General features: G+C 70.2%; 10 protein-coding genes. 2 read left to right on the plus strand and 8 right to left on the minus strand.

Going from position 1 to position 14,469, the window contains the following annotated elements:
• Positions 1 to 129: 129 nt before the first annotated feature.
• From ABT009_RS32450 to ABT009_RS32480, 7 genes are all read right to left on the minus strand, one after another.
• The gene (locus ABT009_RS32450; RefSeq protein ID WP_351303069.1) at positions 130 to 1,044 is read right to left on the minus strand and encodes an ABC transporter permease; all 915 of its coding nucleotides are present in this window, start codon (positions 1,042 to 1,044) and stop codon (positions 130 to 132) included.
• On the minus strand, positions 1,041 to 1,865 hold the full coding sequence (locus ABT009_RS32455; protein WP_351303072.1) for an ABC transporter permease: 825 nt from the start codon (positions 1,863 to 1,865) through the stop codon (positions 1,041 to 1,043). Before ABT009_RS32455 ends, ABT009_RS32450 begins: the two co-directional genes overlap by 4 nt.
• Positions 1,862 to 2,719: an ABC transporter ATP-binding protein gene (locus tag ABT009_RS32460; RefSeq protein ID WP_351303074.1), complete on the minus strand. Its 858-nt coding sequence runs from the start codon at positions 2,717 to 2,719 to the stop codon at positions 1,862 to 1,864. The genes ABT009_RS32455 and ABT009_RS32460 overlap by 4 nt, the downstream gene beginning before the upstream one ends.
• Positions 2,720 to 2,783: 64 nt before the next feature.
• Complete coding sequence (locus ABT009_RS32465) at positions 2,784 to 3,926, minus strand: ABC transporter substrate-binding protein (RefSeq protein WP_351303077.1); 1,143 nt, start codon at positions 3,924 to 3,926, stop codon at positions 2,784 to 2,786.
• A gap of 365 nt (positions 3,927 to 4,291) precedes the next feature.
• The gene (locus ABT009_RS32470) at positions 4,292 to 6,772 is read right to left on the minus strand and encodes an ATP-binding SpoIIE family protein phosphatase (protein ID WP_351303080.1); all 2,481 of its coding nucleotides are present in this window, start codon (positions 6,770 to 6,772) and stop codon (positions 4,292 to 4,294) included.
• Between the two features lie 98 nt (positions 6,773 to 6,870).
• Positions 6,871 to 8,691: a PEP-utilizing enzyme gene (locus ABT009_RS32475; RefSeq protein ID WP_351303083.1), complete on the minus strand. Its 1,821-nt coding sequence runs from the start codon at positions 8,689 to 8,691 to the stop codon at positions 6,871 to 6,873.
• A 151-nt stretch (positions 8,692 to 8,842) separates the two neighbouring features.
• Positions 8,843 to 9,943: a PEP/pyruvate-binding domain-containing protein gene (locus tag ABT009_RS32480; RefSeq protein ID WP_351303085.1), complete on the minus strand. Its 1,101-nt coding sequence runs from the start codon at positions 9,941 to 9,943 to the stop codon at positions 8,843 to 8,845.
• 265 nt (positions 9,944 to 10,208) lie between these two features.
• Here ABT009_RS32480 and ABT009_RS32485 point away from each other — a divergent pair, with 265 nt between their 5' ends.
• Positions 10,209 to 11,078, plus strand: coding sequence for an SCO2400 family protein (locus ABT009_RS32485; RefSeq protein ID WP_351303088.1), 870 nt, complete (start codon positions 10,209 to 10,211; stop codon positions 11,076 to 11,078).
• A gap of 373 nt (positions 11,079 to 11,451) precedes the next feature.
• Here ABT009_RS32485 and ABT009_RS32490 read toward each other — a convergent pair whose 3' ends face one another.
• Positions 11,452 to 12,507, minus strand: coding sequence for a rhamnogalacturonan acetylesterase (locus tag ABT009_RS32490; RefSeq protein ID WP_351303091.1), 1,056 nt, complete (start codon positions 12,505 to 12,507; stop codon positions 11,452 to 11,454).
• A 284-nt stretch (positions 12,508 to 12,791) separates the two neighbouring features.
• On the opposite strand from ABT009_RS32490, the gene ABT009_RS32495 reads away from it, so the two are divergent.
• Positions 12,792 to 14,423, plus strand: a complete 1,632-nt coding sequence (locus tag ABT009_RS32495; RefSeq protein WP_502990010.1) for a rhamnogalacturonan lyase B N-terminal domain-containing protein — start codon at positions 12,792 to 12,794, stop codon at positions 14,421 to 14,423.
• The last annotated feature ends 46 nt before the right edge of the window (positions 14,424 to 14,469 follow it).

The raw sequence follows: 14,469 nt of genomic DNA on the forward strand, positions 1-14,469 counted from the left end.
GGACGATCTCGCCGCCGGTCACCTCCACCCAGCCCTTGAACGGTGCCGCTGTGACCGGCACGACGAGTGCCGGGCCCAGCCTGAGATCAACCGCCGCCTTGTCCCCCGTCGTTCCCATGATGTCCATGGTCAGCCACCCGGGCGCGTGTCAGGCGCGAACCGCGCAAGGGCCAGCGTCTCCACCGCCGCGATCGCGTTGTAGCACGCCGCCGACACGGCCGTGAGCACCGCGACGGAGGCCCACAGGTGGTCGTAGTCGAAGGTCGAGGAGTCCTGCAGCATGGCGTAGCCGAGGCCCTTGCCGGTGGAGAGCCACTCGGCGAGCATCGCGCCGATGAGAGCCCCCGGTACGCCGACCCGCGCGCTGGCGAAGAACGCCGGTACTGCGCTGGGCAGCATCACCTTGCGGGCCACCGTCCAGTCGCCGCCGCCGTACGCGCGGCACAGGTCGGCCGCCTGACGGGACGCGGATCTGAGGCCGAAGGTCATGGTGACCAGCGCGGGGAAGAAGACGACGAGTCCGCTGATGACGGTGGTGCCCAGCAGGTCCCGGCCGAAGACGAGCGTGATCAGCGGGGTCATGGCCACCAGCGGCACGGATCGCACGACGACGGCGATGGGCAGGAGCGCCTGTTCGACGCTCCGGGACAGTACGAAGACGAGGGCCACCGCCACCGCCGCCGCGAGGCCCGCGGCGAAACCGAGGCCCGCGTCGAGCAGCGTGCGGCCGAGGCCCGACGCGACGATCGAGCGGTGCTCGGCGGCCTGCGCGCCCTCGAAGAGGTAACGCCACACGTCGGCCGGGGACTTGGCCACCAGCGGGTCGAGTTCGTAGACCTGCAGGAAGACGATCCACAGCACGACGACGGCGGCCAGCGTGGTGACCAGGTTGGCGAGCGGTCGCAGCAGGCGCACCGCGCGCATCACCGTCGCTCGGCCGCCACCGTCGGGTGCCGCCTCGCCGGGGTCCGGTGGCGCGCCCGTCCCCCCGGCGGGCGGCGGTCCCGCGGGGTCGGTCGCGGTCCCCAATGCGGTCGTGCTCATGCGCCCCCGCCCTCCACCGTCGTACTCCGCGACCACGGCACGGCGAACCGGGCCACGAGCCCCACCGCTCCGTATCCGACGCCTGCCACCGCGCCCGACACGAGGGCGATGCCCCAGGTGCGGGACACGTCTAGCTGCTGCTGAGCGATCGTCATGGCGATGCCGAGGCCGTTGTCGACCCGGCCGAGGTACTCCCCGATGATGGCGCCGAGCAGGGCGGCGGGTGCGGCGATCTTGAGTGCGGCGAGCGTGCTGGGCAGCGCGGCGACGATGCGTACGCGGCGCATCTGCTGCCACCGCCCGCCGCCGTACGCGCGTACCAGGTCGAGTGAGGCCCGGTCAGCCGAGCGCAGTCCCATCAGGGCGCCGACGAGCGTGGTGAAGAAGACCGAGATACCGGCCATCGCCGCCATCGGCTTGTCGCCGTCGAGGACCAGGGACAGGATCGGGCCGACCGCCACGATGGGCAGGCAGTACGAGGCGACGGCGAGCTGGATGATCAGCCGCTCCAGTGCGGGCACCAGCAGGACCAGGACCGCGCAGGCCAGCGCCAGGCCGTTGCCGAGGAGGTAGCCGCGTACGGCCTCGTCGGCGGTCTGGCCGATGTGCGGGCCGTAGAAGGTCCAGCCGTCGTCGGCGATCTTGCCGACCACCGCCCAGGGCGTGGGGACGCCGTCGCCGGTGCCGAGGACGGTCGTGGCGAGCACGGACCAGGCTGCGATCAGGACGACGATGCCGGCCGCGCCCCCGGCCCATGCGGACGGCGGTCGCAGTATCCGGCGCGGTCCGGCGGGCGCGTACGCGGATGTCTGCGCGCTCACAGCTCCGCCGTCCCGGACGTCTCGGGCCGGCCGAAGAGCAGCTCGGAGAGCTGGTCGGCGTAGGCGTGGAACTCCGGCGAGCGCAGCATCTCCGGGGTGCGCGGGCGCGGCAGGTCGATGGACACGGTCTCCACTATCCGGCCGGGCCTCGGCGACATGACGGCGACGGTGTCGCTCAGCAGCACCGCTTCGCTGATGGAGTGGGTGACCAGCAGGGTCGTCACCGCTCTGGCCTGCCAGATGCGCTGAAGTTCGAGGTTGAGCCGCTGCCGCGTCATGTCGTCGAGGGCGCCGAACGGCTCGTCGAGCAGCAGTACCTTCGGGTCGACGACGAGCGAGCGGGCGATGGCGACGCGCTGCCGCATGCCGCCGGAGAGCTGGGCCGGGCGGGCCTTCTCGAAGCCTTCGAGTCCGACCAGCTTGATGAGGTCGGAGACGACCGACGGGTCGGCCGACATGCCGCTGATCTCCAGCGGCAGCCGGATGTTGGAGGTGACCGACCGCCAGGGCAGCAGTGCGCTGTCCTGGAAGGCGATGCCGAGGTGGTGCCGCCGCCGGGCGGACTCCGGATCCTCGCCGTGTACGAGCGCCGTGCCCGACGTCGGCGTGTCGAGGCCGGCGAGGATCCGCAGGACCGTGGACTTGCCGCAGCCGGAGGGCCCGAGCAGCGCGAGGAACTGCCCTTCGCGGGTGTCGAGGTCTACGCCGTCAAGCGCTCTCACCCGGCGCCTGCCGAGCCGGAACTCCTTGCTGAGCCCGCGCAGGGACAGCCCGGTACCGTTCTCCGCCGGAGCGGCCTCCCCCGGATCGGGCGCGCCGGTCCCTTCGGACGCGTCCTTTGCTGCGGTGCTCATCAGTTGTCGACCCCTGGTGTGTGTCTGGGAGTTGTCTGGGCGGCGAGTCGTCCGGCTGTCGGATTCAGATGAGGCTCGGGTCCTCCTTGTAGACCTCTTCGAGGAGCGAGAAGTCGAACAGCTTCTCGGCGGTGAGGTCGACGCCGCCGTACTTCAGGGTCTGGATGTTCTCCTCGATCAGCTTCTGCGTGACCGTGAAGAGACCGTTCTTCTTGGTGTCCGCGGTGAGGATCAGCTTGTTCTGGTCCTTCGACTCGAGGGTCTGCTCCTTGGTCGTGAGACCGAGCCCCTTGCCGTACGTCTCGGCCGCGAGCTTCGCGCCGAGTGCCGGGTCGGCGAGGCTGCCCTTCCAGCCGCGTATCTCCGCGCGCAGGAAGGCCTTGAGCAGGTCCCGCTGCTTGTCGATGGTGTCCTGCCGCACCATGTACGTCTCGGACACCAGCGGGTAGCCGGCGTCGGCGAGCAGGAACGTCTCGACGTCGAACCCCTTCAGGCGCAGCGCGTTGGGTTCGTTGGTGACGAAGGAGAACCAGCCGTCGACCGTGCCCTGGGTGAGCGGCAGCGGGTCGAACTGCACCGGGACCTTGGTGATCTTCGAAGCGTCGAGCTTCGCGGCCTTCACGAACGCCGCCCAGACCGACTCGTTGCTGGCCTGGACGCCGATCTTCTTGCCGTACATGTCCTCGGGCTTGGTGATCGGGGTCTTCGCCATCGACATGATGCAGAAGGGGTTCTTCTGGTACTGGGCACCGATGATCTTGAGCGGTGCGCCCTTGGCGATGGCGGCACCGGTGATGTCCGGTGCGCTGATCCCGACGAGCGCCTTCTTGGTGACGACGTCGGTCTCCATCGGCGTTGCGGACGGACCGCCGCCGATCAGCGTGGCCTTGGAGAAGCCCTCGTCCCTGTAGTAGCCCTTGCTGTCCGCGATGTAACTCCCGGCGAACTCCACGTTCTTGATCCAGGACAGACGCAACGTCAGCTCCCCCAGGCTCTTCGAGCCCGAGGCCGACGACCCCGACGACGGCGAGGAGCCCGAATCGGACCCGCAGGCCGCCAGCAGCGGGCCGCCGAGCATGGCGAGTCCGCCGACCTGCAGGCCGCGGAGCAGGAACTGCCGGCGGTCGGTGAGAGAGGCCGCGCGCAGCGCCTGCGCCCCCTCCGCACCGGCACGGTTCGCTCTGTTGTGTCTGTCTTCGCTGGTCATGGCACAGGTTCCTTCCCCGGCGCCAGAGAGCCCGGCGCGTGCGGAGACAGTAGGAACGGGGTGTTGCCGAGAAGGCCCTCCTCCGTAATGGGCATGTTTCCGATTTGCCGCACACAAGGGATTTGGTGACACAGGAAGTGGGCGGACACAGGAGGTTGGCGACGGAGGCGGTTACGGAGAGGAGACGAACGCCTCACGCGGTCGCCCGGCGCTGGGAGGCGGCGGCGAAGATCGCCACGCTGCTCGAGCGCGCACGGGTGCTGGGGCTGACGGGGGTCGGGCTCAGGGACGACGCAACTGAGGCAGACGCGCTCAACTGAAGCCACACTCACCACTACTGCGTTTTGCCTCAATCGGGCCCAGTCTCACACCGGCGCGCCCAGCGCCGAAACGCCGTGTCCGTTCGCCGAAGGCAATGACTGCTCGCACCAGATCGTCTTGCCCGCCGTGGTCTGGCGTGTGCCCCAGCGCTGGGTGAGCTGGGCGACCAGCATCAGGCCCCGGCCGCCCTCGTCGAACACGCGCGCCCGTCTCATATGGGGTGCGGTGCTGCTGCCGTCGGAGACCTCGCAGGTCAGTACGCGGTCGTGGATGAGGCGGAGTTGGATCGGCGACCCGCCGTACCGGATGGCGTTGGTCACCAGCTCGCTGACCACCAGCTCGGTGACGAAGCCGGCCTCGCCGAGCCCCCAGTCGTCGAGCCTGCGTGTGCTCTCCGCACGGATCCGCCCCACGGCGGCCGGGTCCGTCGCGACGTCCCATACGGCGACCCGCTCGGCGTCCAGGATCCGCGGCCGGACCAGCAGCAGTGCGGCGTCGTCGGCGGGGCCGTCGGGCAGGAGCATTCGTACGGCACGGTCGCACAGGGCGTCCAGCGAGTCCGCGCGGTTGTCGATCGGTGTGGTCAGCGCCCGGAGCAGGGTCTCCAGTCCCGTGTCCAGGTCGTGGTGGCGCGACTCGACCAGTCCGTCGGTGTAGAGGGCGAGCAGGCTGCCCTCGGGAAGCGTCACGTCCGCCGACTCGAACGGCAGGCCGCCGAGGCCGAGCGGCGGTCCGGCGGGCAGGTCCAGGAAGCGGGCGGTTCCGTCGGGGGTGACGAGGATCGGCGCCGGGTGGCCGGCGCGGGCCAGGGAGCAGCGCCCGGTCACCGGGTCGTACACGGCGTACAGGCATGTGGCGCCGACGTCGGCGGCCGCCTCACCGCCCGAGCCGGGATCCGGGCCTGCGTCGGTGCCGGACTCCTCGGACAGCCTCAGGACCAGGTCGTCGAGGCGGGTGAGCAGTTCGTCGGGGGTGGGATCGACGTCGGCGAGGGTGCGTACGGCGGTCCGCAGCCGGCCCATGGCGGCGGCCGCGTGGATGCCGTGCCCGACGACGTCGCCGACGACCAGGCCCACGCGGGAGCCGGAGAGCCCGATCACGTCGAACCAGTCGCCGCCCACGCCCGCGCGGGGCGACGCGGGCAGATAGCGGGACGCGACCTGCACCGCCGATTGCTCGGGCAGCCGCTGCGGCAGCAGGCTGCGCTGCAGGGTGAGCGCCGCCTTGCGCTCACGGGCGAACCGCCGGGCGTTGTCCAGGCACACGGCCGCCAGCGCCACCAGGTCCTCGGCGAGGGCGAGGTCCTCGGGTTCGAACGGCTCCGGCGTGGACCGGTTGCGGGCGAACATCACGACACCCAGCGTGGCGCCCCTGGCGCTGATCGGGACGAAGAGCCACGAATGCGTCTCGAACCTGCGGACGATCCCCGCCCGGCGCGGACTCTCGGTCACCCACGCACTGATCACCGGGTCCGTCGTCCGGTACAGCGCGGAACGGCCCGTGGCCAGGCAGAGAGCCGAGGGCGAGTTCGCCGTGTAGACGTCCGCGTCGCCCGTGGCCGGCACGGCGGCCTCCACCACGCCCTCGAACACATTGAGCTCGGCGATCCGGCGCAGGCGTACGGCGTCGACGAGCGGCCCGGGGGCGGGCTCGTCACCCCCGACCAGGGCGTCCAGCAGGTCGACCCGGGCGAAGTCGGCGAGCCGGGGTACGGCCACCTCCGTCAGCTCCCGCCCGGTCTGCGCGATGTCGAGGGTGGTGCCGATCCGCAGACTGGCGTTGGTCAGCAGGGCGAGCCGCTCCCTGACCCTGCGCGCCTCGGTCACATCGGCCACCGCCACGCAGACACCGAGCGGATTCCCCGATCCGTTCCGCAACGGTGTCGCGGAGATGCTGAACACGCGGGTGCGCAGATCCCCGCCACCGGGGAGATCGCTCCGGACCTCGCTGGTCTCCTCCTCGCCGGTCGCGAGTACCCGGCGCACCCGTCCCTCCCACTCAAGGGCTCCCGGGCCGCCGAGGATGTCCGTGAGGGGCCGAGGCCGGCGTCGCGCCTCGTCAGGGGGGCCGGTGAGCCCGGTGAGTCCGGTGAGGCGGCGCATCCCGGTGCTCTGCCATACGCAGTGCAGATCGCTGTCGTAGACCGACAGGGCGATCGGGGAGTCCTCCAGCAGCCAGCGGGTCAGGGCCCGGTCCCCGGCCTGGTCCGGTGGCGGCCCGAACGCCAGGACCGAGCCGACCGCGTCCCCGCCTGCCGTCAGGAGCTGGCGGTATACGGACAGGTCGTGCCGACTGCCGTCCTTGTGGCGGACCGGAAGTACTGCCGCATGCCCGTCTCCGCCGCCCGGGCCGTCAGCGGTCTCGAGGACGGTGATGCCCAGCAGTTCCGCCACGGGCCGGCCCACCGCTTCCGCGACGTTGTGACCGAGAAGGCGTTCCGCCCCTGAGGTCCACCCGGTGACCAGGCCCTGCCGGTCGGTGACGACCACTCCGAGGAGCGGCGGAGAAGCGCCGAAGCTCTCCATGATGCAAGGGTCGTGCGGATTGTGCGGACAATCAACTTCATAAGCGCATATCTGACGGAACCGCCAGGCGGCATCGCCCCCGTCCGCCTCAGCCGATCTCAGTCGAGGAGCGTGACCGTCCCGGCGCTCCCGTCCACGCGGATCCGCTGGCCCGTCCTGATGCGCGTGGACGCCGAGCCGGTGCCGGTGACGGCGGGCAGTGAGTACTCGCGGCAGACGATGGCGGCGTGCGACATCACTCCGCCGATGTCGGTGACCGTGGCGCGGATCCTGCCGAACACCGGGGCCCAGCTCGGTGCGGTGATCTGAGCGACGATGATCTCCCCATCCTGTACTAGGTCCAGCTCACCCGCGCTGCGGATGACCCGTGCCGGGCCGTCGGCGAGCCCCGGCGACGCGGCGACCCCGGTCAGGTCGCCGGTGGTGTCGGCGCCGCCGCTCAGCCAGGCCCGGACCCGTTCGCTGGTGATGCCCCACAGCATGACGCTGAAGGGTTCGGTGACGGCCTCCGGCGGATGGTTCAGTGCGGGTTCGGGTTCCTGGCGGGCCAGGGTGTCGACGATCCGCCGCCGCCGCTCAATCTCAGGCGGCCAGTGGGCGGGGCCGGCCGGTGCGGTGCCGAGGGCCCACCCGGCCGCGTAGTCGAAGAGCGCCCCGCGGACCTCGTCCCGCGTCAGATAGAACATGTCGTCCTCACCAGGCCAGAAGCCGGCCCGGTGGAGGAGTGCCGACAGCTCCCGTGCCTTGCGCCAGAAGACGCACATGGTCCAGTGCTCGATGTAGAAGTTGTGGTTCTCGACGTACGGGTAGGCCTGGCGGGCGAGCCCGAGTTTGGCCTCGAAGGTCGCGCGTTGGCCGGGGTCGAGCAGCTCGGCGTACTCGCCGGTGATCCGGTCTCGTTCGGCGACCAGCTCGGCCAGGTGCCGGTCGATGGTCTTGCCGCGTCGCAGCCGCAGGACGTAGTCGCGGATGTACCCCAGGGGGAGCGAGGGGGTGTCGGTCCAGTACTTGTCGTCGGCGTAGAGCCCGTTGCCGCAGGTGAAGTTGAACCAGGGGTCGCGGGCGGCGTGCCAGGCCTCGAGCCAGGTGCGGCCGCGCTCCGATCCGGCCAGGGCGGTGAGCGTGTGCGGGCCCGGATGGGGGGCGGTGAGGACGGCGTCGAGGCCGAGGTCGACGGCGAGTTTCGCCAGCCGCTTCAGCTCGTCGTCCGGGCGGAAGAGCTCCATGTCGACGCCCTGGACCATCGTGGCGATGCCCTGGTCCGGGATGTCCGGGAACCACTGCTTGCACGCCTGGAAGAAGTCCAGGTAGGCCGCGTAACCGAGGTTGAGGAACTCGAAGTGGTACTGCCAGGCGCGATGGCACAGGGCGATCAGCCGGTCGTACTGGCCGAGCAGGTCGTCGCTCGCGTCCAGTCCCCTGCCCGCCTCGACGTCCTCGTACGGCTGAGCGTCGGGCAGCTCGGCGAACCGGACCTCCTCCAGGTCCCGGATCGTGGAGAGCACCTTCCGTTTCCAGTTGTCGAGGAGCGCGTCCCAGTGTTCGAAGTAGTACCCGGCGCGCTGGAGGAACTCTGGGACTCGCGCGGCGATCTCGTTCTCGGGCACGGCGGCCGGGCTCAGATAGACCCGGCCTTGGTGGATGCGGGCCTCGATGCCGTTGGCGGGCGGGACGAGGAAATACCGGGTGTTGAACTGGCCCAGGCACTTCGACGCGAACTCGGGTCCGATCGTCTCGAACGGCTTGAGCACGGCCGGCCAGTGCTGGCTGTCGCAGAACCAGAACTTCGCCTCCTCCGCCTCGCGCCGGGCCGACTGGAAGACCAAGTGGTACGGATACAGGCGCTCCCAGCCCTCGGCTCCTGCGGGGGCCGGCAGCTCGTAAGGACTGGGGAAGGTCGTGCGCGTCGTCGTCGCCATGGAGCCGCCCTTCGTCGGATACGGACCCCGGGCCCCGGAGATACAGACCTCGGGAGGTACGGGCCCCGGGCCCTGTGTGGGTACGGGTCCCGTGTGAGTACGGCCCCCGGGCGGCCGGGTCGGTGACGGTTGGACTCGGCAGGGTCAGGGGTCACGCCGGAGGGTCGAGGCCGTGCGTCCCCCGGCCGAGCATGGTTTCGGTGATGCTTGCGACGCCCGCACCGTCCGTGACCCGCGCCGGCCTCCTCGGCCTGCGGCTCCAGACGGTCTCTCGCCGGCTCTGGAGCAGCAGTACGGCAGGGGCACCGCCGGGTGCGTGCTGATCGCGTGCGATGGCCCACTCGATGTCCTGCGGGCAGCCGTGCCGGCGCTCGATCGCCTTGGCCAGTCCGGCGACCGCGCTGATCTCGTCGGGTGCCAGGCAGGGCACGAGGCGGCGGCTCTCGTCGACCTCGCCGCGGACCAGTCCGCGCCCGTCCGGGGCGACGACCAGTTCGTAGTGCTTCGGGGACACGGTCGTCCGCACGGCGACGAGCAGCACCTTGTCCACGACGAAGTTGTCCGGGGTCACGTCACCGGAGACCACGAGCTCCCCGAGGCCCCAGCCCGCGTCGATGACGATCTTCGACGGGTCCCCGTCCACGGGGTTCACGGTCATGGCTACTCCCGCGGTGCGGGCGTCGACCATCTTCTGCACGCCGACCGCCATCCTCAGCCCCTTCTCCGGCACGGCGTGCGCGGCCCGATACGTGATCGCACGGGCGGTCCACAGGCTCGACCAGCAGCGCCGCACCGCGTCCAGGACGGCGTCGGCTCCGCGGATCCACAGGTACGTGTCGTGCTGCCCCGCGAAGCTCGCCCCTGGCAGGTCCTCCGTCCTGGCGCTGGAACGGACAGCCACCGCCACATCCCTCTCTCCGACGGCCTCGCAGAGCGAGTCGTACTCGGTGGTGACGGCCGAGGCCACCGCCTGCGGCACCGGCTGCTCGCGGACCAGGCGGCGGATCTCGGCGCTGCACACCTCCGTGCCGGCGGGGTCGGCGGCGTCGATGCCGGCGAGGACCTCGTCGACGTCCGCATACAGCCCGGTGTCCTCGAGCAGAACCTCGAAGGCGTCGGTGGTCACCGCGAATCCCGGCGGCACGGGGGCGCCCTCACGGGTCATCGTGAGCAGACTGGCGCACTTGCCGCCGAGCCGGTCGGCGGAGACATCGGCGTCGGTGTCCAGGGCGACGACAAACCGGCTGGTCATGGCGATCCCTCCGGCGAAACTGCGCTCGCTGAAATTATCTCACCGGCCCCGGAGGCACCGAGAGACAACTAAAAGCACGCACCGGCCGCCACCGGCACCACACCCGTCCGGAGCGGCGACAGGTGAACAACCTTTGCACAAGCCCCACAAAGGCTACGCAAAGCCTTCGGCTGGTGACGTTACCGTTGCTGCGCGTTCGATCCCGCGTGCGAACTGAACAGCTCGCCGGCGCCCTTGGTGGCGCAGACAGCACAGAAAGATCGCGATGGACTACTGCTCCTCATGCCGTCGGACCCTCAACGGGGCACTGGTGTGTCCCGGGTGCGGCGCATACGCACCGGACATCGCCCCGCCGAACTATCGCCACCCCGGCACCGCAGCGAGGCTCTCGCCACTGTTCGAGGCCGGTACCGCCTTCGCTACCGAGAGGGCGGCCTTCCCTGCCGATACGGAGGGCTTCGTAGCGGAGACGGCGGCCTTCCGTGCCGACGCGAGCGTGGAGAGCGCGAGCGCGGAGGACGGGCCGGACGGCCCTGTGACCAGCGGCTCCGAGTACGCGGCCCGCGAGGCCCAGGCCCCCTCGGGCCGTGCGGCCCGGCGGCGCCAGCTGGCGCTGTGGAAGAAGAAGCGGCGCCGTGCCGCCGTCGTGTCGGCTGTCGCGCTCGTCGGCGGCGGGCTGACGATAGCCGCGCTGCCGGACGGTCCTTCCGGCGGTCCCGCACAGGCGGCCTCCGCCCCGGACCCGGAGCCGTCGTCCACCAGCCGGGCGGACAGTCCCGACCCGACGGCGGCGCAGCCCGACGGCCGCGTTTCACGCGGTCACGACACTGAGGCCGACCGCCCGAGGACCAGTACGCCACCGAAGACCGCGACGCCCGCGCCGACTGCCACCCCGACGACGAGCCAGCCCCGGCACACCGTCGCAACCTCACGTCCCGCCGCCACCGCATCCCCGCAGCCGCGCACCACCCCGACGACATCGTCCGACGACACGACCGCCCAGCAGAGCGACAAGGCACCCCAGACGGCCGCGACCACGCCCGCACCGGCTGAGGAGACGTCCACCACTGCCCCCGCGTCGCCGGCGGCGACCTCACCCGTGCACGTGTGCCTGCTCGGCCTCTGCGTGGGCTGATCACGTTTGCACATGCGCGCACGAAAACGACCTACGAGACGGGCTCCCTTCGCCGGTATTGCCCGGATCAGGTGATTAGGGGTCGCCTTCCGGTCTTTGGATCTCTCGATCCTCCGACTTTCCGGCCTCTCAGCCCGACCGTCGACGTCGGCCTCAGCGGAAACCGAAGCTTCTCGCCAAAGTCGGCTACAACGGTCGAACTCCCTCGCTCGTCCCGTAGGCCACTTCCTAGAATAAGCCACCCCGGGCAGGATGAAAGACCCTAAATCGTGATTTTTTGCGGAATTAAGCGAAATTAACGAGGCAGCTGCAATTCAATGAGACACCCGCGAAAGCTGAGCCAGCTGATGCATACGCGGGTGCCTCAGGCGGCTTACTCCCCGACGGCGCCCGGCGCCGCGACCACCCTGTCGTCCACCAGGTGCTGGGCACGCAGCTCGCCCAGCACCAGCGCCGCGTACTCGGTGGCGCCGCGCACCGACGTGTGGGTGTTGTCGCGCTTCTCGTTGTAGAGGTACAGCGCCTTGGACCCCTCAGGGCCGAGCTCCTCGACGCGCTGCTTGGTGAGTGCGGTGAGGTCGATCAGCGGGACGTCCAAATCCGCGGAAAGGGAGCGCATTTCGGCGGGCAGGTCGACGCCGAGGCCGTTCACGAGCAGTGCGGTGCCGTTGTTCAGCGTGCCGTCGGAGTTGAACCAGCGGCGGACGATGGGCGTGACGAGGACGGGCGTGCCGCCGCGCTCGCGTACCGACTCGATCATCGTGGTGAGGTTGGCGCGGTAGGTGTCCCTGGGCGTCTGCTTGTCGTTGTGAGCGAGCTGGATCAGCACCAGGTCGTCATGTCGTACGCGCTCCAGGGCAGCCGGGAACAGCGCCGGATTGTCCAGGACGGACTGCGAACCCTCGCCGGAATCGGCGTAGTTGGCGACGGCGATACCGCGGCGCAGGTACTGCGGGAGCTGCTGGCCCCATCCGGAGTACGGGTCGCCGGGCTGGTCGCAGACGGTGGAGTCGCCGACGAGCACGATCTTCCGGGTCTGCGGCGCCGGAACCACCTTGAGCGAGTCGAGCTTCGGCGACGTACCACCGAGGTACAGGTCGAGCCCGGGGCTGCCGGCAGGCCCGGTGGGCTCGCCCTCGGGGGTGCGGACGTCGACGGTGAACGTGCGTCTGACCTTCTCCCCCGCCGCCGTCGCCGTCTCGGCGAGCAGCGTCCGGCGGGTCTCGGCGGTGACGGAGGTGCTGCCCGCCTCATCCCCGCCGAGGGTGAGGATCACGGTGTAGGTGCCGGGGGCGACGTCGGCATGGCAGACGACGGGTGCGGTGCCGGTGCAGTCGGGCGCGATCGTCTGCGCATGGGCAACGGGCGCTGCTCCCAAGGCGGTTGCGGCGGTCAGGGTGGCCAGCAGTGCGGTACCGGCTCGGCGCATGGGTGACTCTCCTCGGGCTGCGGGAAGGGCCTGACAGATCGTTCGCCGGGACCATACGCCGCGGGGGCAAGCGCTTTCTAGAGGGCGAACCGGACGTCTCCGACAGGGAACCTTTCCAGCCTCGGCAACCTCTTCACGTCCGACGGCGACCACAGATCGTCACGCCCAACCCCCCACCCCCAGCACCAAGGAGCACCACCGTGTCCCAGCCCATCCCCTCGGCGCCGTCCCCCCGCCAGCCCGGGCCGCCGCCGTCCCATCGCCGCGTCGGCCGCCGCAAGTTCATCGTCGGCGCCGGTGCGGCGGCCGGAGTTGCCGTCGCCGGGGGCGCCGTCCTCGTGCAGCAGGCCAGCGCCGCCACGTTCGGCTGGTCCGACGACGGCTCCAACTATGTGATCGACACCGGCGCGAGCCTCGTCTTCAAGGTCAGCAAGTCGACCGGCGACCTGACCTCGCTCGTCTACAGAGGCAAGGAGTACGAGGGCTACGGCGGCAAGCACTCGCACGTCGAGTCCGGCCTCGGCGCCTCCACCGTCACGATCAAGCAGTCGGGTTCGACGATCCTGGTGAAGGTCGTGCACGGCGCGATCACCCAGTACTACGCGGCCCACAGCGGCCAGAACAACGTCTATCTGTGGACCAACAAGGCGGACGCCTCATTCACCGCGACCCGCTACATCGTCCGCCTCAAGCCCGGGGTCTTCCCCAACGAGGGCTCGGACAGCTGGATCGAGGCGTCCGACACCATCATCGAGGCCGGTGACGTGTGGTCCCGCTCCGACGGCACCACGCACTCCAAGCACTACTCCGGCAAGCGCGTCATGGACTACGACTACATCGGCTTCACGACCGGTTCGGCCGGCCTGTGGATCGTGCGGTCCAACCACGAGAAGGCCTCGGGCGGCCCGTTCTACCGCTCGCTGCTGCGCCACTCCAACGACGGCGGCGCCGGGCTGTACGAGATCCTGCACTACAACCAGAGCCAGACGGAGGCGGAACGTTTCGGCCTGCAGGGCCCGTACGTCCTGGCGTTCACCGACGGCGGCGCGCCCTCCTCGTCGCTCTACGCGAAGAACCTCGACACCTCGTGGGTGGACGGGCTCGGTATCGGCGGATGGGTCGGCAAGAGCGGCCGCGGCAAGGTGGCGGGCGTCGGCATCTCGGGACAGGACACCAACTACCCGTATACGGTGGGCTTCGCCAGCTCGGACGCGCAGTACTGGGCCGCCGCGAGCTCCTCCACCGGCTCCTTCTCCTGCCCGGACATGCTGCCCGGCACGTACACGCTGACCGTCTACAAGGGCGAACTCGCCGTCCACACGCAGTCCGTGACGGTGACGGCCGGGTCCACGGCCGCCCTCCACACGATCACCGTGTCGAACGACTCCAGCAAGGCCGTCGCAATCTGGCGGATCGGCGACTGGGACGGCACCCCGGGCGAGTTCAAGAACGCCAAGCTGATGACGTACGCGCACCCGTCCGACCAGCGGGCGAGTAGCTGGAAGGGCAACGTCGTCATCGGCTCGAACGAGACGGCGTCCTTCCCCTGCTACATCTGGAAGGACGTCAACGACGGCATCCTCGTGTACTTCAAGCTGACCGCCGCGCAGGCCGCCGCCGCGCACACCCTGCGCATCGGCGTCACGACCGCCTACATCAACGGCCGGCCGAGGATCACCGTCAACGACTGGGTGTCCGCCATTCCGTCGGCGCCGTCCCAGCCGTCGACGCGCTCGCTGACGACCGGCTCGTACCGGGGCAACAACCACACGTTCACGTACAGCGTCCCGGCGAGCGCGTGGAAGACGGACACCAGCCAGTACAACGTGCTCAAGATCAATATCGTGAGCGGTTCGACCGGGTCGGCGTATCTCAGCCCGGGCACGTCGTTCGACTGCCTGGACCTGCTCGGCTGAGCGGCTGGCTGGACCTGCTCGGCTGAGCAGGTCCAGGCAGCCGACG

Source organism: Streptomyces sp. NPDC002896, from assembly GCF_040295225.1.
Classification (GTDB): domain Bacteria; phylum Actinomycetota; class Actinomycetes; order Streptomycetales; family Streptomycetaceae; genus Streptomyces.

What these genes read in the sequence shown, in the direction of transcription:
- ABT009_RS32470 (WP_351303080.1), bottom strand. Translation starts at nt 6,772, where the DNA reads ATGGAGAGCTTCGGCGCTTCTCCGCCGCTCCTCGGAGTGGTCGTCACC.
- ABT009_RS32460 (WP_351303074.1), bottom strand. Translation starts at nt 2,719, where the DNA reads ATGAGCACCGCAGCAAAGGACGCGTCCGAAGGGACCGGCGCGCCCGAT.
- ABT009_RS32465 (WP_351303077.1), bottom strand. Translation starts at nt 3,926, where the DNA reads ATGACCAGCGAAGACAGACACAACAGAGCGAACCGTGCCGGTGCGGAG.
- ABT009_RS32490 (WP_351303091.1), bottom strand. Translation starts at nt 12,507, where the DNA reads ATGCGCCGAGCCGGTACCGCACTGCTGGCCACCCTGACCGCCGCAACC.
- ABT009_RS32475 (WP_351303083.1), bottom strand. Translation starts at nt 8,691, where the DNA reads ATGGCGACGACGACGCGCACGACCTTCCCCAGTCCTTACGAGCTGCCG.
- ABT009_RS32480 (WP_351303085.1), bottom strand. Translation starts at nt 9,943, where the DNA reads ATGACCAGCCGGTTTGTCGTCGCCCTGGACACCGACGCCGATGTCTCC.
- ABT009_RS32485 (WP_351303088.1), top strand. Translation starts at nt 10,209, where the DNA reads ATGGACTACTGCTCCTCATGCCGTCGGACCCTCAACGGGGCACTGGTG.
- ABT009_RS32450 (WP_351303069.1), bottom strand. Translation starts at nt 1,044, where the DNA reads ATGAGCACGACCGCATTGGGGACCGCGACCGACCCCGCGGGACCGCCG.